The sequence below is a fragment of the Amycolatopsis sp. NPDC051372 genome (genome assembly GCF_040682095.1).
Lineage (GTDB): Bacteria > Actinomycetota > Actinomycetes > Mycobacteriales > Pseudonocardiaceae > Amycolatopsis.
This window is the reverse complement of record NZ_JBFBAF010000007.1, coordinates 218,629-240,222: the sequence shown is the minus strand read 5'-3', so window position 1 is coordinate 240,222 and position 21,594 is coordinate 218,629. Positions and strand designations below refer to the sequence as shown.

The following is a 21,594-nucleotide window of genomic DNA, read 5'->3' as shown; positions in this document are numbered from 1 at the left end:
GTACTTCAGATGCCAAACTTTTGCGGTGTGCATGCACATAGAAAACTGGTTCAGGAGCAAAGAAGCGCGTAAATCACCGGGGAGGGCTTCATGTACGTGTGGCAACAGGCGGCAGGTCAGCGTCACGCGAGAGCGGCCGTGCACCACGGATCACTCGACGCCGGCGCGACGTTCGCCGCCTTGTGCGGCGCGGAGAAGACCGTCGGGGAGAACGACATCCACAGCCCCGGCAAACCCTGGCTCGACCCGACCTGCCCGAGCTGCGACACGGCGTTCCGCCGCGCGCTGGGCGTTCCGGCTCCGCGTCCGGACGCCGCGCCGCGCGCAGCCGGACTCTCGAAAGCTCGGAGCTGACCCATGACCGCACGACTCCGCGTCGCCGGCGAAGACCCGCAGAACAGCCCGGGTGCCGCCGCACCTGCCGCCCCGCGCCGCTCTCCGGCCGCACCTTCCGGAGACGCCTCGACCCCTGTCGCCACGTCGGGTGGCGGCAGGGCCACCGCGTCCCGGGGCACTCGTGAACCCCGGCCGAGTGCCCCGGGACTCACCACCGGTGACCAGCGCATGCTGCAGGAACTCCTGGACACGGCCGACGCCGTGACCTACGGCCTGTCGATCCGCCTCGCCGGAGTCGTCTGGCGGCTCAGGGAGAACCGGCCGCCGACGCGGCTCGAACTGGAAGTCCTCCGCAAGCGCGCGGGCCGACTGAAGGACAACCTCGACGCCTGCACGGCGTTCGTCGCGGAGCGGCTCGGCGAACGCGGCTGACGATCACAGTCGTCCACCAGGAGGCTGCGTCCGGCGGGCTTCCTGTGGAAGGCTGGCGGGGTGACGCCGATGACCGCCAACCGGTTCGTGCGGTGTTCGTGCGGGCGGCTGCACTGGGGTGCGCACGGCGCGGCCGGGCTGCTCCTGTCCGATCCCGCACGCGGGGTGCTGCTGCAGCGGCGCGCCTGGTGGGTGCACAACGGCAGCACCTGGGCCCTGCCCGGCGGCGCACTGGAGACGGGCGAGACCGTGCGCGAGGCGGCGGCCCGCGAAGCGTGGGAAGAGGCCGACGTGCCGAAGACCGCGTTCCGCGCGCTGTCGGCGTCGGTGCTCGACCACGGGACCTGGCACTACACCACTGTGCTCGCCACCGCCGACGGCGCGCTCGACGCGCGCGTGGCCAACCAGGAGAGCTCCGAGCTGCGCTGGGTCGCGCCCGGCGACGTGGCCGAGCTGCCGTTGCACCGTGACTTCGCCGAGTCGTGGCCGGGGCTGCGGGAGCAGCTCGGCCGCGAGCTCGTGCTGATCGTCGACGGCGCCAACGTCGTCGGCTCGCGGCCCGACGGCTGGTGGCGCGACCGTCGCGGCGCCGCCGAGCGCCTGCGGGATCGGCTGGCGCTGCTGGCCGAGCGCGGGATCGCCGACGCCGTCGCGGGGCTCGCCGCCGGGCCGACGTGGGAGTGGTGGCCGCGGGTGGTCCTCGTCGTCGAAGGCCAGGCGCGCGGGGTCGAACCGGTGCCCGGAGTCGAGATCGCGACGGCACCCGCCGACGGCGACTCGCACATCGTCGAGGTCACCGCCCAGGCGCGCCCGGGCGACCACGTCGTGGTGGTCACGGCCGACCGCGAGCTGCGGTCCCGGGTCACCGCGCTGGGCGCGTCGATCATGGGCCCGGGCACGCTGCTGCGCGAGCTGGACGCCGGTTAACGCGCGATCCCGTCGCGCATCTCCGCGACCAGCGACGCGACGACGGCTTTCAGGGAACCGTGGTGCTGCTTGGCCACCGCGCGCTGGCGCCGGTAGCTCGGCCCGTACTTCAGGATCGTCTCGACGTCGCGCAGCTCCGCCACGCAGTCGAGCCGCCGCGCGACGGGTTCGAGCTTCTCCAGCAGGTCGGTGAGGTCGTCGGTGACGAGCCGCTCGCGGCCGGCCGCGTCGAGGATGATGATCGCGTCCGTGCCGTAGCGCGCGGCGCGCCATTTGTTCTCCTGCACGTGCCACGGCGGCAGCGTCGGGAGCCGCTCGCCGTGGTCGAGGCGCGTGCTGAAGTCCTCGACGAGGCATTGCGTCAGCGCGGCGATCGCGCCGACCTCCTCCAGCGTCGGCACGCCGTCGCACACGCGCATCTCGATCGTGCCGAAGTGCGGCGCGGGCCGGATGTCCCAGCGGATCTCGGAGAAGTGGTCGATCACGCCGGTCGTGAACATGTCCGACACGTAGTGCTCCAGCTCCGCCCACTCGCGGAACTGGAACGGCAGCCCGGCCGTGGGCAGCTGCTGGAACATCAGCGCGCGGTTCGACGCGTAGCCCGTGTCCTCCGCGCCCCAATACGGCGAAGACGCCGAAAGCGCCTGCAGGTGCGGCGCGTAGTTGAGCAGCGCGTCGAGCACCGGCAGCACCTTGTCGCGGTGGTCGAGGCCGACGTGCACGTGGACGCCGTAGATCAGCATCTGCCGGCCCCACCACTGGGTTCGGTCGATGAGCTTGGCGTAGCGCGCCTTGTCGGTCACCTTCTGCCGGTACCAGTTGGAGAACGGGTGCGTGCCCGCGGAGAACAGCTCCACGCCCAGCGGGTCGGTGACCTTGTGCACGACGTCGAGCGATTCGGCCAGGTCGGCCTTCACCTCGGCGACGGTGGTGCAGACGCCGCTGATCACCTCGATGGTGTTGAGCAGCAGCTCCTGCTTGATCTTGGGGTGCTCGTCGGCGCCGTCGGGGCGCACCGCGTCGAGGATCCGTTCCGCGACCGAGGCCAGCTCGCCGCTGCGCCGGTCCACCAGGGCCAGCTCCCACTCCGCACCGATCGTCGAACGGCGCGAAGGACTGAAGTCGATCCGCATACCCGCCCGGTCAGACCTGGGCGCCGTTGGTCGGGTCGGCACCCGGCGGCGGGCCCTGGCGCACCCGCAGCAGCAGGAGCGCGATGGCGGTGGCGAGCGCGAGGATCCCCAGCGGCGTCGCCAGCGCGGGCCCGACGCCGATCAGGTTCGGCACGATCAGCAGGAGCAGCCCCACCACGAAGAACAACAGCACCACGAACGCGCCCTTGCGCGGACGCGGCAGCGGCGGCGGCTCCGGCGGCACGAAGTGCTCGTCGTCCTCGGCCGGGTCGTCGCTGAACATCGTGGCGTCCCACGTGGCGCCGCCCGTGCGCCAGGTGTCGCCGGTTTCGGGCGCCTTCTCGGGCTTGTCGGGCTTCGTGTCGGTCTTGGCGGCCGGCGGTGGGGTCGGGTCGCTCGCCTGCTCGCCCGCGGTGTCGTCGGCGAGCTCGAGCGCGTCCTCTTCGAGGAACAAACCCACGCCCTCTGCTCGCAGGTCGGCCACGATCTCGGCGAACGTGGCGTCGACGTCCTCGGGTCCGTCCGTGCCTTTCCCCCGGGTCATCAGGCACCCACCTGTCCCGCCCGCAGCGACCGGGCGAAGTCGACACTGCGGCTGAAGATCAGTTCCGCGTCGTTGTCCTGCGTCGCGACGTGGAAGCTGTTCTCGAGCACCACCTCGGTCACGTCCGTGCTGGCGACGCCGGCCAGCACGATCCGCGAGTTCTCGGGCTCCACCACGTGGTCGACGGCGGAGTGCAGCAGCAGCACCGGCTGCGTGACCTTGCCCAGTTCGGCGCGCACGAGCTTCCACAGGCGCGCCAGGCTCGCGGCGGCCCGCACCGGCGTGCGCGGGTAGGCCAGCTCCGTCACGCCGGGCTTGGCGATGTCGTTGGCGATCGCGGGGATCGACGGGATCACGCGCGCGAGCAGCGGCAGCAGCTTCGCGTCGTCGCTCAGCCGCGTGACCGACGGGTTGACCAGCACGATCCCGGCGATCCGGTCGCCGAACTCCTCGGCGAGGCGCAGCGTGAGGGTGCCGCCCATCGACAACCCGCCGACGAACACGGTGTCGTTCTCGGCCAGCAGGGCGAGCAGTTCCTCGCGGACGGCGCCGTACCAGTCCTCCCACGTGGTCCGGTTCAGGTCCTGCCAGCGCGTGCCGTGTCCGGGCAGCAGCGGGCAGCGAACGCTGAACCCGGCCGCGGCCAGGTGGTCACCCCAGGCCCGCAGCCCGGCCGGCGTCCCGGTGAAGCCGTGGCACAGCAGGAACCCGGCCCCAGAGGAACCGGTGTGGGCGAACGGTTCCGCGCCGGCGAGCACGCCCATGACGAACGCCCTTCCGATCGAAGCGGTCTAGGTCCTCCATGCTCTCACGGTCGAGTGGTCTTGTGGGGCCCCGGCCGGTGCCCGGAACTGCCTGGTACCGCTGTGAGATCGATCGCTGCCACCCAGTAGCGGCTCGTCCCGCATTGTGCGCACACCGCCGGGTTTCGTAGGCTTGACCACTGGGAACGATGGTTGAGCCTCGGGAAGGACTGGCGCGCGGTGCTGTACTGGCTCATGAAGTTCGTCTTCATCGGACCACTGCTCAAGTTGCTGTGGCCGACGAAAGTCGTCGGCGCCGAGAACATCCCGGAGGACGGCGGCGCGATCCTCGCCGGCAACCACCTGGCGGTCGCCGACTCGTTCTTCATGCCGATCCGCGTGAAGCGCAAGGTCACGTTCCCGGCGAAGTCGGAGTACTTCACCGAGCCGGGTCTCAAGGGCCTGCTCAAGAAGTGGTTCTTCACCGGCGTCGGGCAGTTCCCCATCGACCGCTCCAGCGGCAACGCGGCGCAGGCCGCGCTCGACACGGCGACCCGGCTCGTGAAGCAGGGCCACCTGCTCGGCATCTACCCCGAGGGCACGCGCTCGCCCGACGGCCGCCTCTACAAGGGCAAGACCGGCGTCGCCCGCATCGCCCTGGAGTCGAAGGGCGTGGTCGTGCCCGTCGCCATGATCGGCACGGAAAAGGTCAACCCGATCGGCTCCAAGATGTGGTGGCCGCGCCGCCTCGAGATCCGCTTCGGCGCCCCGCTCGATTTCTCCCGCTACGACGGCCTCGCCGGCGACCGCTTCATCGAGCGCTCGATCACCGACGAGATCATGTACGCCCTGATGGAGCTCTCGGGCCAGGAGTACGTGGACATCTACGCGGCGAAGGCCAAGGAACTGCTCGCCGCCGAGGACTCCGGCGCCAAGCCCAAGGTCCCCGCACAGCCTTCGGGCCGCGACGCCGCCCGGGTGCCCGACAGCAAAGTCGGCTAGCCCACTAGGCTCCGCCTTCCTCCCCGCCGCCACCCTCAACGGAGGCGCTTCGCGCCGCTGGTAATTTTCCGTGATGCGTTTCTTCTACGACACCGAGTTCATCGAGGACGGCGTGACGATCGATTTGGTCTCGATCGGTGTCGTTGACGAGCGCGGCCGCGAGTTCTACGCCGTGTCGACCGACTTCGACCCCGCCAAGGCGGGCCCGTGGGTGCGCGACCACGTGCTGCCCAAGCTGCCCTCGCCCGCGGACCGGGCGTGGCGCAGCCGCGAGAAGATCCGCGCCGACCTACTCGAGTTCTTCGGCAAGCCCCCCGGCGGCATCGAGCTGTGGGCCTGGTTCGCCGCCTACGACCACGTGGCGCTGGCCCAGCTGTGGGGCCCGATGCCCGCCCTGCCACGCCAGCTGCCCCGCTTTACGCGCGACCTGCGCCAGCGGTGGGAAGACGCGGGGAAGCCGAAGTTGCCGCTGGCGCCTACGGATCAGCACGATGCGCTTGCCGACGCGAAACACAACCTGCAACGCTGGGAAGTGATCGAACCGGCGTTCCGGCGCCGCTGAGGTTTCGCGACTGGGCGCGGGGATGCGTCGGGTGCTTGCTGGGTTCGTGGTGCTGGTGGTGCTCGGCCTGGTCACGGCCGTGGCGACATCTCGGCCGAAGTCGCCACGGACTACTTGATCAACGCCCGCGGCCTGTTTCTGTACAGCGGCCGCACGTCCGGCACCGCCGATCAGCCGTCGTGCGGCCCGGCGGCTTTGTGGTCGCGCGGAGCCGCCGCTTTGTGGTCGCGCGGCCCGTCGCCGTCCTCACCTCCGCCCTCACCGGCAGCTCGGGCGAGGCGACCCTCATCGCCTTCCGCGGCCTCGCCCGTGCCGCCACATTCGGCCAACCCACTGCGGGTTTCGCGACCGGCAACGCGGTCTTCCGGCTCAGTGACGGGGCCGAACTGCTGATCACGACCGTGCAGGAGATGGACCGGACCGGCCGCGTCTACGGCAACACCCCGATCGCCCCCGACCACCCACTGCCCGCGACCGCGACCACCGACGAGGTGATCGCGGCCGCGTCAGCGTGGCTCCACACCCGGCCCGGCTGCTGAAACTCAGCGCCGCGCCCGCACCGCACCCGCCAGCGTGTCCAGCAGATCCGCCGTCGTGTCCCAATCCAAGCAGGCGTCCGTGATCGACTGCCCGTACGTGAGCTCCGAGCCGTGCCCCAGGTTGAGCTTCTGGGCACCCGCGACCAGGAAGCTCTCCATCATCAGCCCGACGATCCCGCGCTCTCCCGCCGCGATGCGCGAAGCCAGCTCCAGCACGACCTCACGCGAGCGGACGTGGTCCTTGTTGCTGTTGCCGTGGCTCGCGTCGATGATCACGCGCTCGGGCAGGCCGGACTTGGCGAGCCGGCCGAGCGTCTCGGTCACCGAGGCGGCGTCGTAGTTCGGGCCCTGCGAGCTGCCGCGCAGGATCACGTGGCAGTCGGGGTTGCCCGAGGTGGTCAGCAGCGCCGCGAGGCCGTCGACGTTGATGCCCGGGAATACGTGCGACGCGGCGGCCGCGCGCGCGGCGTCCACCGCCACCTGGATGTCGCCCTCCACCGAGTTCTTGATGCCCACCGGCATCGACAGCGCGCTGCACATCTGGCGGTGCACCTGGCTCGCCGCCGTGCGTGCGCCGATCGAGCCCCACGTGACGATGTCGGCGATGAACTGCGGCGTGATCGGGTCCAGGAACTCACACCCCACCGGCAGGCCGAGCGCCGACACGTCGAGCAGCAGCTTGCGGGCCAGGCGCAGGCCCTTGTTCACGGCGAAGGTGCCGTCGAGGTCGGGGTCGTTGATCAGGCCCTTCCAGCCCAGCGTGGTGCGCGGCTTCTCGAAGTACACGCGCATCACGATGTGCAGGTCGCCGCGCAGCTCGTCGGCCTTGGCGGCCAGCTTGTGGGCGTACTCGATCGCGGCTTCGGGGTCGTGGACCGAGCACGGGCCCACGACCACGGCGAGGCGGTCGTCGCGGCCGTCGAGGATGTCGACGGTCTCGGTGCGCCCGGCGTGCACGACCTTCGCCACGGCGGCGTCCACGGGATGGTCTTCGCGCAGTAAGGCGGGGGAGATCAGCGGGCTGATCGACGTGGTGCGCTGGTTGTCGAGGGTGCTCGCGTCGGCGGGCCCAGCGGTCAGCTGCGGGGTGGTCACGGCGGGTGGTTCCTTCCTGGTGGACACCGACCCGCGGGAACTCGCCGAGCCGGTTTCGAATCCGGCTCGGGGTGGGGGCTCAGCGCAGGTTCACGCCGCCGCGCCCACCCGGGGCCGGCTTCGTAAACCAGAAATAGCGCTGCACGCCGATCAAGCTAGCACACGCGGCCACCGTGTGGACGCGAGGACCGATTCGCCAGGTGGTACGCCCTGCACCGATCCAGACGATTGCGGCTACTCTGGCGTCCGAAATGTGACTGCGATCTCCAACGTGAGAAAAGACGGAGGCAAGAGATGCGTGTCGGTGTGCTGACGGGTGGCGGTGACTGCCCGGGCCTGAACGCGGTGATCCGCGCGGTGGTCCGCAAGGGCATCGAGGTGCACGGCTGGGAATTCACCGGCTTCCGCAACGGGTGGCAGGGGCCGCTCACGGGCGAGAGCAAGCCGCTCGGCCTGCGCGACGTCGAGGACATCCTCACGCGCGGCGGCACGATCCTGCGCTCGTCGCGGACCAACCCGTACAAGGTCGAGGGCGGCGTCGAGAAGATCAAGGCCGTGCTCGCCGAGCAGGAGATCGACGCGCTGATCGCGATCGGCGGCGAGGACACCCTCGGCGTCGCGAAGCGCCTCACCGACGACGGCATCGGCGTCGTCGGCGTGCCCAAGACGATCGACAATGACCTGGGCGCCACCGACTACACGTTCGGCTTCGACACCGCCGTCTCCATCGCGACCGAGGCGATCGACCGGCTGCACACCACGGCCGAGTCGCACCACCGTGCGCTGGTCGTGGAGGTCATGGGCCGCCACGCCGGCTGGATCGCCCTGCACTCCGGCCTGGCCGGCGGCGCGAGCGTGATCCTGGTGCCGGAGCGCCACTTCTCCGTGGACCAGGTCGTGGAGTGGGTCGAGCGCCGCTTCGAGAACGAGTACGCGCCGATCATCGTCGTCGCCGAGGGCGCGCTGCCCGAGGGCGGCGAGGAGAAGCTGGTCGCCGGCGAGAAGGACGCCTTCGGGCACGTCCGCCTCGGCGGCATCGGCACCTGGCTGGCTGACGAGATCGCGCACCGCACCGGCAAGGAGTCGCGTGCGGTCGTGCTCGGCCACGTGCAGCGCGGCGGCACCCCGACCGCCTACGACCGCGTGCTCGCCACCCGCTTCGGCCTGCACGCCGTGGACGCGGTGGCCGACGGCGACTTCGGCGTGATGGTGGCGCTGAAGGGCACCGACATCGTGCGCGTGAAGCTGTCGGAGGCGACCGCCGAGCTGAAGACGGTGCCGCTGGAGCGTTACGAAGAGGCCGAAGTCTTCTTCGGCTGAGTTCCTTCCGCGCCGGGTGGGGCCCGCCCCCACCCGGCGCGCGGGCGCACGGTTCCACTGTGGACAGTGTGCGGCGGATCGGCGGCTACGGGCGCACGTACGACGCCTAGGAGGCGGGCGCCTGCCACGGCGGCATCGTCCAGTCCCAGTGCGGCACCGGCTCGTCCGTCGCCGGTTCGGCTCCGGGCGCCGAGAACAGCACGGCCAGCCGGCTGCCCCACTCCAGGTACCCGGCGAACGCGGCGCGGAACTCCGGGTCGGCGGGCAGGCCCGTCTCGTCGGCGGCGTCGAGCAGCAGCGACACCCACCGGCGGCGCTGCTCCTCGGTGATCCCGCGGCCGAGGTGCCGGCCGATCATGTGCGGGTGCCCGCCGTGGTGGGCGGTGTAGTCCGCCGGGCCGCCGAGCACCTCGCCGAGCCAGACCGCGACGTGCTCGGCGTGGTGGGCGTCCATGCCGCGGAACACTGGTTCCAGCAGCGGGTCTTCGGGCACATGGCGGTAGAAGACCTCGGTCAGGCGCCGCAGCGCGGGGCCGCCGCCGGCCCACTCGTACAGCGTCGGTGGCCGGGCGCCGCCCTCGCCGGTGACGGCCGTCGGCTCGTAGTGGCGCATCTCGTCGAGGTCGCCGACGTAGGCGCGGATCGCCGCGAAGAACGGCGGGAAGTGCGGGCCGCGGCGGAAGCCTTCGAGGTGCGCCTCGGCCGAGGTCCAGCGGATCGCGAGCACGTAGCGCGTAGGGTCTTCGACGCAGCGGCTGAGGTCGTAGCCGACGCACTCGGGTGCCTTCGCGAGCGAGCCGGCCGCGTCGGCGTACGCGGCCTCGAACGCCGCCGCGCGGTCGGCCGGGATGGTGTAGCGCAGGTATTCCACAATCATCAGGCCAGCAGAGCGCACCCGGCTCGGCCGGGCAACCACTTACTTTCCGGTGCGTAGCGAGGAGGCCGTGATGGCGGGCAGGCGGTACTGGTGCCCGGTGGAGCTCACTGTCGACGTCATCGGCGGCCGGTGGAAGCCGGTGATCCTCGCGCATCTCAAGGAGGGCGTGCACCGCTACGGCGAGCTGCGCCGCCTCATGCCGGGCATCAGCGAAAAGATGCTCACCCAGCAGCTGCGCGAGCTGACCGCCGACGGCCTCGTCCACCGCCAAGCCCTCGACGGCCGCGTCCCCCACGTCGAATACCGCCTCACCCCGGACGGCGAAGCCCTCGGCCCGGCGTTGACCGCCCTGTACGCCTGGGGCGAACGCCGCGCGGCGGCTACGGGCATCACGTTCGAGACACCTGCCTGACGCCGCTGGCTCGGCTGCGGCTTCTCGGGTGTGTCGGCCTCGCCGGAATCCGAGAATGCCGCGGGTGTCCGGTGCGCAGCTTCGCGGGGTTCGCGTTCGAAACGCCCGAGTGCGGCACGGTGCCCGGGTCGCTCGGCGCCGGTCGCGGCCCCAACCGCGATGCCGCCGATGCCTGCGCCCACCTTCGCGAGCGCCACGCGGGCCCGAGCGCTTCGGGGCGCACGCGACCGCTCCGGCGCACCGTGACCAGGCCGACTCCGCCCCGCGGGTGATCGACATCGAGCGACCGAATTGTCCGGTTGATTCCATGGACTAGACCATTACCTAATGGTCTAGTCCACTTACGGTGTGAGAGTCCCCACTGTCCCCGTTCGGTCACCTGGTGTGACTCCCCGAAGGGAGCCGGCATGCCCCGTCCGCGCAGGAAGAGCTTCTTGGCGCTCGTCAGCCTGGCCAGCGCCGCACTCGCCGCAGCGGCTGTGGCCGCGCCCGTGTCCACGGCGGCCACGGCGGCCCCGACGGCCGCGACGGCCACGGAGTCGGCCGCCGCCCCGCAGGCCTCGGTCGGGAAGGTGGTCGGCTACTTCACCGACTGGGGTGTGTACGACCGCAACTACCACGTGAAGAACATCGAAACCTCCGGCTCCGCCGCGAAGCTCACCCACATCAACTACGCGTTCGGCAACGTCACCAACGGCGGCTGCGCCATCGGCGACGCCTACGCGGACTACCAGAAGACCTACGACGCGGCGGGCAGCGTCGATGGCGTCGCCGACACCTGGGACCAGCCGCTGGCGGGCAGCTTCAACCAGTTGAAGAAGCTCAAGGCCAAGCATCCCGGCCTCAAGGTGATCTGGTCGTTCGGCGGCTGGAGCTGGTCGGGCGGCTTCGGCCAGGCCGCGAAGAACCCGGCCGCGTTCGCGAACTCCTGCTACAACATCGTGAACGACCCGCGCTGGGCCGGCCTGTTCGACGGCATCGACCTCGACTGGGAGTATCCCAACGCCTGTGGCCTGAGCTGTGACACCAGCGGCGCGGCGGCATTCAAGAACCTGATGGCGGCCGTGCGCGCCAAGTTCGGCTCGTCGAAGCTCGTCACCGCCGCGATCACCGCCGACGGCACCAGCGGCGGCAAGATCGACGCCGCCGACTACGCGGGCGCCGCGCAGTACGTGAACTGGTACAACGTGATGACCTACGACTACTTCGGCGCATTCGCGGCACAGGGCCCGACGGCTCCGCACTCGCCGCTGACCTCCTACGCCGGCATCCCCACCGCCGGCTTCTACTCCGACGCGGCCATCCAGAAGCTCAAGAGCAAGGGCGTGCCCGCGTCGAAGCTGTTGCTGGGCATCGGGTTCTACGGCCGCGGCTGGACCGGCGTCACGCAGAGCGCGCCCGGCGGTTCCGCCACGGGTCCGGCGCCCGGCAAGTACGAGCAGGGCATCGAGGACTACAAGATCCTGAAGTCGAGCTGCCCTTCGACCGGCACCGTCGCCGGCACGGCGTACGCGAAGTGCGGTTCGAACTGGTGGAGCTACGACACCCCGAGCACCATCGGCGGCAAGATCAGTTACGCGAAGCAGCAGGGCCTCGGCGGCGCCATGGTGTGGGAGCTGTCCGGCGACACGTCCAACGGCGAGCTGATGACGGCCGTCGCGAAGTGACCGCTTCCGGTGCGGCCGGCGGCGCAGGGGCGCGCCGGCCGCACCGGGTCCCCAGGCACACCGACCCCGCCGGAGCCGCTCCGACGGGGTCTTGCGCGTTCGGCGAAGAAGTGTCCGGCGGAGAAACTGTCAGGGGCGCGGATTATCGTGCTCGGCGTGAAGTTCACGGGATTCGGTGAGTACGCCGTCGATTTCTACGACGGGCTCGAGGCCGACAACTCCAAGTCCTACTGGGACGAACACGTCGCGACCTACAAGTCCGACGTGCGCGAGCCGATGGAGGCGCTGCTCAAGGAGCTGGAGCCGGAGTTCGGCGAGGGTTTCGGCGATGGCAAGGTGTTCCGGCCCTACCGCGACGTGCGCTTCGCGAAGGACAAGACCCCGTACAAGACGCACTGCGGCGGCGTCATCGAGGCGGGCCGCGGCGGCGGCGCCTACTACGTCGAGCTGAGCCCCGCGGGCCTGCGCGTGGGCGGCGGCTGCTTCCACCTCGCGTCCGACCAGATCGCGCGCTTCCGCACGGCCGTCGACACCGAGCTGCACGGCCCCGTGCTGGAACAGATCCTGGCCAAGCTGAAGCGCGCCGGCTTCGACATCCACGGCGACCGCCTCAAGTCCCGTCCCCGCGGCTTCGCCGAGGACCACCCGCGCCTCGACTTGCTGCGCTACCGCTCCGTCTACGCCGCCCGCTCGTGGGAACCCGCCGACTTCCTCCACGAGCGCGAGGCCTTCGACCGCGTCCGCAAGTCCTGGCGCCAGCTGCGCGCTTTCAACGAGTGGGCGCGCGACCACGTCGGGCCGAGCGAGCAACCGCGCCGCTAGGGCCGAGCGGAGACCGTGCTGTAGGACCGGAGCGGCAGTGCGCAGAACGCCTGCCTGACGCGCGGGCGGCTGCATAACCTCAGGTCGGGCTGCCTGCTCCGAAGTTGTCGGCGTTGGCGGGTCGTGGGGCCGCCGAACCGTGCCCGAGCGAACAGCCGCGCCGCCGGGGCCAGTCAGCGGGGGAGCGGGTAACGCCAGACCTTGCTGCCCGAATCCGTGGTCGTGGCCAGGAGCAGGTCAGGGCCGTCCGCGATCAACGCCAGCGACTGGGCCGCCTCGGGCAGCGGCAGTTCCGCGAAGTCCTCGCACCGTTGCCCGACGCGCCAGAGCCGCGGCCGGCCGTCGACCTTCGCCGCCACGTCGAGCCGGCCCGACGAGTCGAGCGTCAGGCCGGTCACCTCCAGCAGTTGCGACGCGGGAATCACCGGGCCGCCGGCGGACGCCGTCCACGAAGGACCCGAACGCCAGCAGGCCAGGCGCTGTTCACTGGTCGCGCCGACGGCGGCGCAGTCCGAGGCCGAGCACGTCACGCGCCACACCGAGGCCGAGCCGGCCGGGGACGGCAGCGAAACCCGCGTCCACGCCGAACCGTCGGCTGACGTCCAGGCCACCGGTCGTACGGAGAGCCCCGCCCGCGCGTCGCCGACGGCCACATAACCCGGCCCGCCGCCTGCCGCGGCCAGCGCGCGGGTCTGGTCGCCGGTGGTGCTGAGCAGCGCCGGGTCCTCGCGCAACGCCCACGAAGCGCCGTCCGCCGAGGTCCAGACCGACGCGCCGACGCCGCCGGTCCGGTGGTCCCACTGGCCCGTCAGCACGTACCCCGCCGGACCGGCCGCGGACCCGGATGTGGTCACCGCGCGCTCGCCACCGAGGAGCTCCACCGGCTGTTCGTGCTCGGTCAGCCCCTCGGCCACCGACCCCGTCCAGATCGTCGGGCGCGGGTTGGCGTGCGCGCCGCCGTACGCGGAGCCCAGCGCGAGCAGCCGGGAACCCGCCGCGGCCGGCAGCGTCAGCTCCGCCTGCCGCCCGTAGCCCGTCGCCGGGTGGACCGGCACCGGCGTCCACGGCGCCCCCGCCGGACCGCCGAACCACGCCGCGGGGGCCCGTCCGGCGGGCCCCGGCACCGAGCCGGTCATGACGATTCCCGATGAAGCCGGGACGAATCCCAGTACGCGCGTACCGGAAACGGGCAGGTCAACGAGCCGCCACGGAGGCTGCGACGGCGCGGAACACGCCCCGACCAGGGCGAACGCCGCGATCGCAAGCGCGAGCCGCCGAACCGCCGTCATACTTACGGAGGTTAGTCATCTGAATGGTTTCTGAACACTTCCTCCGAACTTTCGGTATCGGTACAGACGTGAGAGGGATGAGCGACTACTGTCATCGAACGTGAGCCGACGCGCGAAGATCGTTTGTACGCTGGGTCCCGCGACCTCCACTCCGGAGAAGATGCGGGCACTCGTCGACGCCGGAATGGACGTCGCGAGGATGAACTTCAGCCACGGAAGCCACAGCGACCACAAGCAGGTCTACGACCTGGTCCGGGCCGCTGCGGCCGAGAGTGGCCGGGCGGTGGGCATTCTCGGTGACCTCCAGGGTCCGAAGATCCGCCTGGGCACCTTCGCCAGCGGCTCGGCCGAGTGGCACACGGGCGACGTCGTCCGCATCACCGTCGAGGACGTGGTGGGCACGCACGACCGCGTCTCGACCACCTACAAGGGCCTTGCGAAGGACGCGAAGCCGGGCGACCGCCTCCTGGTGGACGACGGCAAGGTCGGCCTCGTGGTCACGGGCGTCGAGGGTCAGGACGTGGTCTGCGAGGTCACCGAAGGCGGCCCCGTCAGCAACAACAAGGGCGTCTCGCTCCCGGGCATGGACGTCTCCGTCCCGGCGCTGAGCGAGAAGGACATCGAGGACCTCGAGTTCGCGCTGCACCTGGGCGTCGACTTCATCGCGCTGTCCTTCGTGCGCTCGCCGGCCGACATCGACCTGGTGCACCAGGTCATGGACCGCGTCGGCAAGGGCCGGCTGCCGGTGGTCGCGAAGATCGAGAAGCCCGAGGCCGTCTACAACCTCGAGGCGATCGTGCTGGCCTTCGACGCGGTGATGGTCGCCCGCGGTGACCTCGGCGTCGAGCTGCCGCTGGAGCAGGTGCCGCTGGTCCAGAAGCGCGCCATCCAGATCTGCCGCGAGAACGCGAAGCCGGTCATCGTCGCGACGCAGATGCTCGAGTCGATGATCAACAACTCCCGGCCGACCCGCGCCGAGGCCTCCGACGTGGCCAACGCGGTGCTCGACGGCACCGACGCCGTGATGCTCTCGGGCGAGACCAGCGTCGGGCGCTACCCGATCGAGACGGTGCAGACGATGGGCCGCATCGTCGAGGCGGTCGAGACCGACTCGCCGGTCGTCCCGCCGCTCACGCACGTCCCGCGCACCAAGCGCGGCGTGATCTCCTATGCCGCCCGCGACATCGGCGAGCGGCTCAACGCCAAGGCGCTCGTCGCGTTCACCCAGTCCGGTGACACCGTGCGCCGCCTGGCCCGCCTGCACACGCGGCTGCCGCTGATGGCGTTCACGCCGGAGGACTGCGTGCGCAGCCAGCTGTCGATGACGTGGGGCACGGTGACCACGATCGTGCCGCGGGTCGACTCCACCGACCAGATGATCCAGCAGGTCGACCACGCGATGCTGCAGATGGGCAAGTACCAGCGCGGCGACCTCGTGGTGATCGTGGCCGGCTCCCCGCCCGGGACCGTCGGCTCCACGAACCTGATCCACGTGCACCGCCTCGGTGAAGACGACCACGCATAAGGGACGAGGTTTATGCCGACCGAATAAGGTTCGGGCATGACCGATATCGCCAGGACCGCCGCCGCCGGGCTCGACGAGGCCGCCGGCGGCGGGCAGGCGGTGCTCGACCGGCTCGTCGATCTCCTCGACCTGGAGAAGGTGGAGGAGGACTTCTACCGCGGGGTTTCGCCCGCGCACTCCCCGGTCCGCGTGTTCGGCGGCCAGGTCGCCGGGCAGGCCCTGGTGGCGGCCGGGCGCACTGTGCCCGAGGACCGGCGCGTGCACTCGCTGCACGCCTACTTCATCCGCGGCGGCGACCCGAGCGTGCCGATCCTCTACGAGGTGGACCGCATCCGTGACGGCCGCTCGTTCACCACCCGCCGCGTCACGGCCATCCAGCACGGCAAGGCGATCTTCGCGCTGTCCGCCTCGTTCCAGAAGGACGAGCAGGGCCTCGAGCACGGCGAGCCGATGCCCGACGTGCCCGCCCCCGAAACGCTGCCGACGTTCCAGGAACGCACAGCCGGCTTCGGCCTGCGCTTCACCGAGCGCCCGCGTCCCATCGACGTGCGCTACGTCGGCGAACCGCCGTGGATCACGCGCGCCACGGGCGAGCGGCCGGCGAGCAACCGCGTGTGGATGCGTGCCGACGGCGCGCTGCCCGCCGACCAGCTGCTGCACGTCTGCGTGCTCACCTACGCCTCCGACATGACGCTGCTCGACTCGATCCTCGCGCGCCACGGCGTTTACTGGGACGTCGACAAGGTCCTCGGCGCGAGCCTGGACCACGCGCTGTGGTTCCACCGGCCCTTCCGGGCCGACGAGTGGTTCCTCTACGACAGCACCTCGCCGAGCGCGTCGGGCGCGCGCGGGCTGGCCACGGGCCGCTTCTTCGCGCAGGACGGCACGCACATCGCCACGGTCGTCCAGGAGGGACTGCTGCGCGTCCTGTGAGGACGGTCGCAGCCGGTTCTACTGAGAGTGTGTCGCTGAGTGAGGTGTGCGGAATCAACCACACTTCCGGGTGGCGGAAAATGCGAAATGCGTAGCCGGGTAATCGCCGGAGTGTGCCTCGGATGGTCTGGCAACAACTGACAACCGAAGGTGAAGGTGCCCGGGACCGGTCGGGGGGCGGCCCCGGACGCCTTCGGCCGGAAACGCCCGCGCACTCGGTGTCTGTTTCCGGCTGGTCGTCGTCTACGCTGCTCAGGAACCCGGACCGATCATGGCGGCCGGCTCGACCGGCGCGGCGTGACCGGTTCCGGTTCACACGGGTGTCAGAGTACAAGCGCAATCTGCAAATTGCAGGGCGGAGCCCCGCCGTGGCGGCGGGAATTCCGCAGTGTTAATACCCCACTGACTAGTCGGACGGCTGGTTAGATATGCGGTGCGGGCAGCGTTGGTCAGCGTTGGTCTACGGTGCGCGCATCGCGTAAGACGATCCGGAGGTGCTGTCGTGGCGAGAGGCCAGGGACCCACCGTTCGCCGCCGGAGGCTCGCGAGCGAGCTGAGGCGGCTCCGGGAAGCCGCCGACTTCACCATCGACGAGGTGGGCGAGAAGCTCGAGTGCTCCGCCTCGAAGGTGAGCCGCATCGAGACCGGGCACGTCGGCGTCACCCCGCGCGACGCCCGGGACATGCTGGCGCTCTACGGGATCACCGGCGACGAGCAGGAGGCGCTCGTCCAGCTGGCCCGCGAGGCGCGCAAGCGCGGCTGGTGGCACGCGTACAACGAGGTGTTCACCGGCACGTTCGTGGGCCTGGAGGCCGACGCGACCTCGCTGCGCGCGTTCCAGGCGCTGCTCGTGCCGGGTCTGCTGCAGACCGAGCGCTACGCCCACGCCGTGATAAGAGCGCTGCGGCCCGACGCCGAGGACGCCGAGATCCGGCGTCGCGTGGCCGCGCGCATGGCGCGCCAGGAGCTGCTGAGCGACACGCCGCCGCCGGAGTACTGGGCGGTGGTCGACGAGGCCGTGCTGCACCGCGTGGTCGACAGCCCCGAGGTGATGGCCGAGCAGCTCTACCGCATGGCCTCGGTCGCCGAGAAACCCAACGTGACCATCCAGGTGGTCCCCTTCGGAGCCGGCGCGCACCCGGGCATGGAAGGCCCGTTCCTCATCATGGGGTTCCCCGAGCAGGCCGACCCCGACGTCGTCTACGTGGACGACAGCACGTCCAGCGGCCTGTACCTCGAACAACCCGAAGACGTCCGGCGCTACGCGCTGATGTTCGACCACCTGCGCGCTGCCGCACTGAAACCGGACGACTCGGTCGACTTGATCACCGAGGCGGCCGGCCGGTTCGCCGATCGGTCAACCGCGCCGGCTGCAGTGCACCACCTGGAACCGAGGACACAGTGAGGAAGTGGGGAACATGATGCCGGACGCGGATCTTTCCCGGGCCACCTGGCGCAAGAGCAGCCACAGCGGCGGCGGCAACGACTGCGTCGAGATCGCGTTCGTCGGCGGCGACGCCGCGGTGCGCGACTCGAAGGACCCCGAAGGGGGTGCTTTCCGCCTCCCCGCTTCGGGTTGGCGGGGACTGCTGGCGGCGGTGCGCGCCGGCGGCCCGGCCCGCGACTGACGTTCCATCCGGCGACCCCTTACCCCGCCGACCTGCTCTTCGCCGGTCGGCGCCTCGGGTAAGGGGTCGTTTGGCGTCCAGGACGGGGTGATCGCCCGATGCCGGCGGCCCCGCCTCAGGACGACTGTGAGTGTCACGGAAGAAGGCACTCGCAGAGGATGGGGAAGAAGCGATGAGTTACCAGCTCCTGGACGCGATGAGCGCCGAGGTGGCCTACCGCGAGGAGCAACTGCGGAAGGCCGGGCGCGACGCGCGGATGACCAAGCAGAGCCGCGTCGTGCGGTGGCTGCGGGCCCACCGGGTGACCAGCGTGACCGTGCCGGCGCAGGAACGCCGCACGGCCGCGCAGGTGGCCTCCCGCGCCGATCACCTGGCGCGGTGAACGACCTGTTCGCCGAGGGTGTCACGCCCTCGGCGAAAAGCATGGCGGAACTGTCGGTGGGGTAGGACAGAATGCTCCTCGTGCCCCGCTTAGGCTCCGGAATCCCGCTGGTCGCCCGCACTCACGAGATGCGGCGGCTTCGCGCCGCCTTCGCTCGCGCGGAGCGGCGTGAGGCCGGCGCCGTGCTGATCGCGGGCGACGCGGGCGTCGGCAAGACCCGGCTGCTCACCGCGCTCGGTGAGCACGTCGCGGCGAACGGTGCGCTGGTGCTCACCGGCCGCTGCATCGACGTGCGCGACGGCGGGCTGCCGTACCTGCCGTTCGCGGAGGCGCTGGCGCCGCTGGGCTCGTCGGGGGATCCGGTGGTCGCCGCCGCGGTGCGGTCGCGGCCGGCGCTCGCGCGGCTGCTGCCGCAGAGCGGGGAGCCCCAGCCGATGGGACCGGGGGAACACGGCCAGGTGTCGGCCAGCGAGCGCGAGGTCATGCGCCGGCCGCGGCCGGAACAGGACCTGGGTCAGCTCCAGCTGTTCGATGCGGTACTGGGGGTGCTGACCGAGGTCGCCGAGTCGCGGCCGGTGGTGATCCTGCTCGAGGACCTGCACTGGGCCGACTCTTCGACGCGCAACCTGCTGTCCTTCCTGGCCAGCAGGTTGCGCGCGCAGCGGCTGCTGGTCGTGGGCAGCTACCGCGAAGAAGACGTGCACCGCCGCCACCCGCTGCGCGGGCTGCTTTCGGAGCTGGTGCGCCTGGCCACGGTGGAGCAGGTCGCGCTGGCGCCGTTCGGGCCCGCCGAAGCGCGGGCGTTCGTGGAGGCGCTGGCCGACGAGCCGCTGCCGGCCGACGTGGTGGCCGACATCGTCGCGCGGTCGGAGGGCAACCCGTTCTTCGTGGAAGAGCTGCTGGCCACGGACGCCGACTGCCGGGACCTGCCCGCAGGGCTCGCCGAGGTGCTGCTCGCCCGGCTCGAACGCTTCCCGGCGGAGACGCGGCGCGTGCTGCGGGTGATCTCCGTGGCCAACGAACCGGTGTCGCACGCCGCGCTCGCGGAGGTGGCGGCCATCGGCGAGCTGGAGCTCGACGAGGCGCTGCGCGAGGCCGTCCAGCACCACGTGCTCGTGATCGAGGACGGCTCGTACGTGTTCCGCCACGCGTTGCTGCAGGAAGCGGTGTACGCGGATCTACTGCCCGGGGAGCGCAACCGCACGCACGCGGCGTACGCGGCCCGCATCCGCGCGATCCCGCAGGGGCGCGGGCACGACGCCAAGCTGGCGTTCCACAGCCTTGAAAGCCGCGATTTCGTCACGGCGCTGCCCGCGCTGCTGAGCGCGATGGCGGAGGCGGAGAAGCTGGGCGCACCGGGGGCGGCCCTGCGGCACGCCGAACAGGCACTGTCCATCTGGGACGCAGTGGCCGTCGCGGACCGGCCCGAGGGCGTCGACGAGCTGAAGCTGCTTCACGAGGCTTCGTACTTCGCGGGCACGTCGGGGGAGCCGGAGCGGGCGGCGGCCTTCGCGCGCTCGGCCACGGAGCTGCTCGGGCCCGACACCCCGACGCTGAGGTCGGCCAAGGTGTGGCGCCGGCTGGCCGAAGCGCTGCTGGCGCTGGAAGGCACGCTCGACGAGGCGACGCTGGCCGTCGACCGAGCGTGGGAGCTGGTGAAGGACAGCGAGCCGAGCGCCACGCGGGCGTGGGTGCTCGCCACCCGCGCGGGGTTCCTGCGGCTGCTCGACCAGCCCGGCGAGGCCCTGGACAACGCGCTCACGTCGGTGTCCGACGCGCGAGCCGTAGGCGCGGTCGGAGCCGAGGCGTCGGGGCTCATCACGCTGGGCACGCTGGCCGACTCGGCGGGCGACGCGGCGCTCGCGCGGGAACGGCTGCGCGAGGGCATTCGCAAAGCGCGCGACGCCGAGGCCCTCAACGTCGAGCTGCGCGGCCTGTACTTCCTCGCCTTGAGCTACGACGACCAGGCCGAGATGGCCGAAGCCCTCACCCACGCGGCCAACGGCGTGGCGCGCGCGGAGGAGTCGGGGCTCACGTGGAGCTCCTTCGGGCTCGAGCTGCGCGCGCGGCAGCTCTACCTGCGCTACCTCAGCGGCGACTGGCCCGCGGAGGACGCGGCCGGACGCGCGGCGCGCGGGGTGTCGAGCGCGGTCGCCGCCCGGATCCTCGCCAACTGGGTGCTGTTCCTCGTCGCGCGCGGCCGGTTCGACGACGCCGCGCGCCTCCTGCCCGGGCTGCGCCAGCAGTGGGCGGCCGACATCCAGATCGCCCTCTCGGCGGGCGACGCGGCCATCGAGCTCGCGACCTGGCGCGGCGATCACACCGAAGCCGTGCGCGTCACCGAGGAACTGGTGGCGTGGTTGGAGAAGATCGAGCCCTGGCTGCTGGGCGGCCTCCGGATCGTCGCGCTGGGCCTGACCTCGGTCGCCGCCCTCGCCGCCGACGCCCGCCTGCACGGCGACCAGCGCACCGCCGAGAACCTGGTGTCCGTCGGCCGCCGCCTGTTGGAACACGGCCGCCGCACCGCCGTCGAGGGCAGCCCGCGATCAGGCACCCTCGGGCCCGAAGGCCACGCCTGGCTCGCCCGCCTGGAAGCCGCCGCCTCCGGCCTCGAAGGCCCGGCCGACCCGGCGCTGTGGTCCGCCGCCGCCACGGCCTTCGACTACGGCGCGGTCTACGAGCAAGCCATGTGCCGCTACTTCGAAGCCCAGGCCCTGCTCGCCCACGGCCTGCCCGCCGAAGACGCCCTGACGTCCGCCCACACCGTCGCGTCCGCCCTCGGCGCGCTGCCCCTGCGCGACGCCGCGCGCGACCTGGCCCACCGCGCCCGCACCGACCTGCCCGGCATCCCCCCGGCCGTCGCCGCGCCCACCCGCCCCAACCCCCTCACCGATCGCGAACGCGACGTCCTCGAACGCGTCGCGCTCGGCCGCACCAACCGCCAGGTGGGGGAGGAGCTCTACATCAGCGAGAAGACGGTCTCCGTTCACCTCTCCCGCGTCATGGCCAAGCTGGGCGCCAGCCGCCGCGCCGAAGCCGTCGCCATCGCCTACGACCGCGGCCTGCTCACGACTCCGGCCACGAAGGACTGACGGCGGCTGCGCCCGGGACGGTTTTGCCGGTTCGCGGTGGTTGCCTGCGGCGAGCTTCGCGCCTTGGGGAGTGGGTTGTCCCGGGTTGTGGTGTCCTGTGCTGGCCGTTGCGCCCGGGCTGTCCCGACCGTGGCCTGCCGAGGGCGTGTGCAGTGAGGACTGGCTTGCTGCGCCCGGGACGGTTTTGCCGGTTTACCGTGTGGTTGCCTGCGGCGAGCTCCGCGCCGTGCAAGCGGTGTCGGTAGTGGTGCTCTCGCGCCGTCCACCATGACGAGGCCGTCCCGAATGCGGCCTGCTCACGACCCCGGTCACGAAGGACCGACGCCACTGCGCC

Annotated in this window: 22 protein-coding genes; 16 read left to right on the top strand and 6 right to left on the bottom strand. The window is 71.4% G+C overall.

The window, feature by feature from the left end:
- The first annotated feature begins 90 nt into the window (after positions 1 to 90).
- The 3 genes from AB0M56_RS13565 (at position 91) to AB0M56_RS13555 (ending at position 1,695) form a co-directional block, all read left to right on the top strand.
- Positions 91 to 354, top strand: a complete 264-nt coding sequence (locus AB0M56_RS13565) for a zinc finger protein (RefSeq protein WP_364174754.1) — start codon at positions 91 to 93, stop codon at positions 352 to 354.
- A gap of 3 nt (positions 355 to 357) precedes the next feature.
- Positions 358 to 768 (top strand): hypothetical protein, encoded by a 411-nt coding sequence (locus AB0M56_RS13560; RefSeq protein WP_364174751.1) that lies wholly within the window; start codon positions 358 to 360, stop codon positions 766 to 768.
- 69 nt (positions 769 to 837) lie between these two features.
- A complete protein-coding gene (locus tag AB0M56_RS13555) occupies positions 838 to 1,695 on the top strand; it encodes an NUDIX domain-containing protein (RefSeq protein WP_364174748.1) in 858 nt (285 codons plus the stop codon).
- Here AB0M56_RS13555 and AB0M56_RS13550 read toward each other — a convergent pair.
- From AB0M56_RS13550 to AB0M56_RS13540, 3 genes are read right to left on the bottom strand one after another with little or no spacing between them, the layout of a single operon-like run.
- A complete protein-coding gene (locus tag AB0M56_RS13550; RefSeq protein ID WP_364174745.1) occupies positions 1,692 to 2,828 on the bottom strand; it encodes a glutamate--cysteine ligase in 1,137 nt (378 codons plus the stop codon). The two genes, AB0M56_RS13555 and AB0M56_RS13550, sit on opposite strands and share 4 nt — an antisense overlap.
- Before the next feature lie 10 nt (positions 2,829 to 2,838).
- Positions 2,839 to 3,372 (bottom strand): hypothetical protein, encoded by a 534-nt coding sequence (locus tag AB0M56_RS13545; RefSeq protein ID WP_364174742.1) that lies wholly within the window; start codon positions 3,370 to 3,372, stop codon positions 2,839 to 2,841.
- Positions 3,372 to 4,136 carry an alpha/beta fold hydrolase gene (locus AB0M56_RS13540; RefSeq protein WP_364174739.1) on the bottom strand — a complete coding sequence of 255 codons (765 nt, stop codon included), beginning with the start codon at positions 4,134 to 4,136 and terminating at the stop codon, positions 3,372 to 3,374. Before AB0M56_RS13540 ends, AB0M56_RS13545 begins: the two co-directional genes overlap by 1 nt.
- A 219-nt stretch (positions 4,137 to 4,355) precedes the next feature.
- On the opposite strand from AB0M56_RS13540, the gene AB0M56_RS13535 reads away from it, so the two are divergent.
- The 3 genes from AB0M56_RS13535 (at position 4,356) to AB0M56_RS13525 (ending at position 6,218) form a co-directional block, all read left to right on the top strand.
- Positions 4,356 to 5,117 (top strand): lysophospholipid acyltransferase family protein, encoded by a 762-nt coding sequence (locus AB0M56_RS13535; RefSeq protein WP_364174948.1) that lies wholly within the window; start codon positions 4,356 to 4,358, stop codon positions 5,115 to 5,117.
- Positions 5,118 to 5,190: 73 nt separating this feature from the next.
- Positions 5,191 to 5,679 (top strand): polyadenylate-specific 3'-exoribonuclease AS, encoded by a 489-nt coding sequence (locus tag AB0M56_RS13530; protein WP_364174736.1) that lies wholly within the window; start codon positions 5,191 to 5,193, stop codon positions 5,677 to 5,679.
- 221 nt (positions 5,680 to 5,900) lie between these two features.
- Complete coding sequence (locus AB0M56_RS13525; protein WP_364174733.1) at positions 5,901 to 6,218, top strand: S41 family peptidase; 318 nt, start codon at positions 5,901 to 5,903, stop codon at positions 6,216 to 6,218.
- Between the two features lie 3 nt (positions 6,219 to 6,221).
- Here the strand turns inward: AB0M56_RS13525 and AB0M56_RS13520 are convergent, their stop codons facing one another.
- A complete protein-coding gene (locus AB0M56_RS13520; protein WP_364174730.1) occupies positions 6,222 to 7,313 on the bottom strand; it encodes a 3-deoxy-7-phosphoheptulonate synthase in 1,092 nt (363 codons plus the stop codon).
- 294 nt (positions 7,314 to 7,607) lie between these two features.
- Between AB0M56_RS13520 and AB0M56_RS13515 the strand changes: the two genes are divergently transcribed.
- On the top strand, positions 7,608 to 8,633 hold the full coding sequence (locus tag AB0M56_RS13515) for a 6-phosphofructokinase (protein ID WP_220238176.1): 1,026 nt from the start codon (positions 7,608 to 7,610) through the stop codon (positions 8,631 to 8,633).
- A gap of 106 nt (positions 8,634 to 8,739) precedes the next feature.
- Here the strand turns inward: AB0M56_RS13515 and AB0M56_RS13510 are convergent, their stop codons facing one another.
- Positions 8,740 to 9,510: an antibiotic biosynthesis monooxygenase gene (locus AB0M56_RS13510; RefSeq protein ID WP_364174726.1), complete on the bottom strand. Its 771-nt coding sequence runs from the start codon at positions 9,508 to 9,510 to the stop codon at positions 8,740 to 8,742.
- A gap of 70 nt (positions 9,511 to 9,580) precedes the next feature.
- Here AB0M56_RS13510 and AB0M56_RS13505 point away from each other — a divergent pair, with 70 nt between their 5' ends.
- The 3 genes from AB0M56_RS13505 to AB0M56_RS13495 all read left to right on the top strand — a co-directional run bounded on the left by AB0M56_RS13505 (position 9,581) and on the right by AB0M56_RS13495 (position 12,411).
- A complete protein-coding gene (locus AB0M56_RS13505) occupies positions 9,581 to 9,922 on the top strand; it encodes a helix-turn-helix domain-containing protein (protein WP_364174723.1) in 342 nt (113 codons plus the stop codon).
- Between the two features lie 407 nt (positions 9,923 to 10,329).
- A complete protein-coding gene (locus AB0M56_RS13500; RefSeq protein WP_364174720.1) occupies positions 10,330 to 11,589 on the top strand; it encodes a glycoside hydrolase family 18 protein in 1,260 nt (419 codons plus the stop codon).
- A 156-nt stretch (positions 11,590 to 11,745) separates the two neighbouring features.
- The gene (locus AB0M56_RS13495; protein WP_364174717.1) at positions 11,746 to 12,411 is read left to right on the top strand and encodes a DUF2461 domain-containing protein; all 666 of its coding nucleotides are present in this window, start codon (positions 11,746 to 11,748) and stop codon (positions 12,409 to 12,411) included.
- A gap of 173 nt (positions 12,412 to 12,584) precedes the next feature.
- Here AB0M56_RS13495 and AB0M56_RS13490 read toward each other — a convergent pair whose 3' ends face one another.
- Positions 12,585 to 13,700 carry a hypothetical protein gene (locus AB0M56_RS13490; RefSeq protein ID WP_364174714.1) on the bottom strand — a complete coding sequence of 372 codons (1,116 nt, stop codon included), beginning with the start codon at positions 13,698 to 13,700 and terminating at the stop codon, positions 12,585 to 12,587.
- 100 nt (positions 13,701 to 13,800) lie between these two features.
- Here AB0M56_RS13490 and pyk point away from each other — a divergent pair, with 100 nt between their 5' ends.
- The 6 genes from pyk to AB0M56_RS13460 all read left to right on the top strand — a co-directional run bounded on the left by pyk (position 13,801) and on the right by AB0M56_RS13460 (position 21,260).
- The gene (gene pyk, locus AB0M56_RS13485; RefSeq protein ID WP_354873730.1) at positions 13,801 to 15,225 is read left to right on the top strand and encodes a pyruvate kinase; all 1,425 of its coding nucleotides are present in this window, start codon (positions 13,801 to 13,803) and stop codon (positions 15,223 to 15,225) included.
- A 36-nt stretch (positions 15,226 to 15,261) separates the two neighbouring features.
- Positions 15,262 to 16,158 (top strand): acyl-CoA thioesterase II, encoded by an 897-nt coding sequence (locus AB0M56_RS13480; protein WP_364174711.1) that lies wholly within the window; start codon positions 15,262 to 15,264, stop codon positions 16,156 to 16,158.
- Positions 16,159 to 16,660: 502 nt separating this feature from the next.
- Positions 16,661 to 17,563, top strand: coding sequence for a helix-turn-helix transcriptional regulator (locus AB0M56_RS13475; RefSeq protein WP_364174708.1), 903 nt, complete (start codon positions 16,661 to 16,663; stop codon positions 17,561 to 17,563).
- Between the two features lie 13 nt (positions 17,564 to 17,576).
- Positions 17,577 to 17,786, top strand: a complete 210-nt coding sequence (locus AB0M56_RS13470) for a DUF397 domain-containing protein (protein WP_326837871.1) — start codon at positions 17,577 to 17,579, stop codon at positions 17,784 to 17,786.
- A gap of 172 nt (positions 17,787 to 17,958) precedes the next feature.
- Positions 17,959 to 18,168: a hypothetical protein gene (locus tag AB0M56_RS13465; RefSeq protein ID WP_220238185.1), complete on the top strand. Its 210-nt coding sequence runs from the start codon at positions 17,959 to 17,961 to the stop codon at positions 18,166 to 18,168.
- Positions 18,169 to 18,239: 71 nt separating this feature from the next.
- Complete coding sequence (locus tag AB0M56_RS13460) at positions 18,240 to 21,260, top strand: AAA family ATPase (protein ID WP_364174706.1); 3,021 nt, start codon at positions 18,240 to 18,242, stop codon at positions 21,258 to 21,260.
- Positions 21,261 to 21,594 lie beyond the last annotated feature (334 nt).

Coding starts and splice junctions, on each gene's coding strand:
- AB0M56_RS13510 (WP_364174726.1), bottom strand. CDS start 9,510: ATGATTGTGGAATACCTGCGCTACACCATCCCGGCCGACCGCGCGGCG.
- AB0M56_RS13530 (WP_364174736.1), top strand. CDS start 5,191: ATGCGTTTCTTCTACGACACCGAGTTCATCGAGGACGGCGTGACGATC.
- AB0M56_RS13555 (WP_364174748.1), top strand. CDS start 838: ATGACCGCCAACCGGTTCGTGCGGTGTTCGTGCGGGCGGCTGCACTGG.
- AB0M56_RS13500 (WP_364174720.1), top strand. CDS start 10,330: ATGCCCCGTCCGCGCAGGAAGAGCTTCTTGGCGCTCGTCAGCCTGGCC.
- AB0M56_RS13465 (WP_220238185.1), top strand. CDS start 17,959: ATGAGTTACCAGCTCCTGGACGCGATGAGCGCCGAGGTGGCCTACCGC.
- AB0M56_RS13560 (WP_364174751.1), top strand. CDS start 358: ATGACCGCACGACTCCGCGTCGCCGGCGAAGACCCGCAGAACAGCCCG.
- AB0M56_RS13540 (WP_364174739.1), bottom strand. CDS start 4,136: ATGGGCGTGCTCGCCGGCGCGGAACCGTTCGCCCACACCGGTTCCTCT.
- AB0M56_RS13515 (WP_220238176.1), top strand. CDS start 7,608: ATGCGTGTCGGTGTGCTGACGGGTGGCGGTGACTGCCCGGGCCTGAAC.
- AB0M56_RS13545 (WP_364174742.1), bottom strand. CDS start 3,372: ATGACCCGGGGGAAAGGCACGGACGGACCCGAGGACGTCGACGCCACG.
- AB0M56_RS13505 (WP_364174723.1), top strand. CDS start 9,581: ATGGCGGGCAGGCGGTACTGGTGCCCGGTGGAGCTCACTGTCGACGTC.
- AB0M56_RS13470 (WP_326837871.1), top strand. CDS start 17,577: ATGATGCCGGACGCGGATCTTTCCCGGGCCACCTGGCGCAAGAGCAGC.
- AB0M56_RS13480 (WP_364174711.1), top strand. CDS start 15,262: ATGACCGATATCGCCAGGACCGCCGCCGCCGGGCTCGACGAGGCCGCC.
- AB0M56_RS13565 (WP_364174754.1), top strand. CDS start 91: ATGTACGTGTGGCAACAGGCGGCAGGTCAGCGTCACGCGAGAGCGGCC.
- AB0M56_RS13460 (WP_364174706.1), top strand. CDS start 18,240: ATGCTCCTCGTGCCCCGCTTAGGCTCCGGAATCCCGCTGGTCGCCCGC.
- AB0M56_RS13490 (WP_364174714.1), bottom strand. CDS start 13,700: ATGACGGCGGTTCGGCGGCTCGCGCTTGCGATCGCGGCGTTCGCCCTG.
- AB0M56_RS13550 (WP_364174745.1), bottom strand. CDS start 2,828: ATGCGGATCGACTTCAGTCCTTCGCGCCGTTCGACGATCGGTGCGGAG.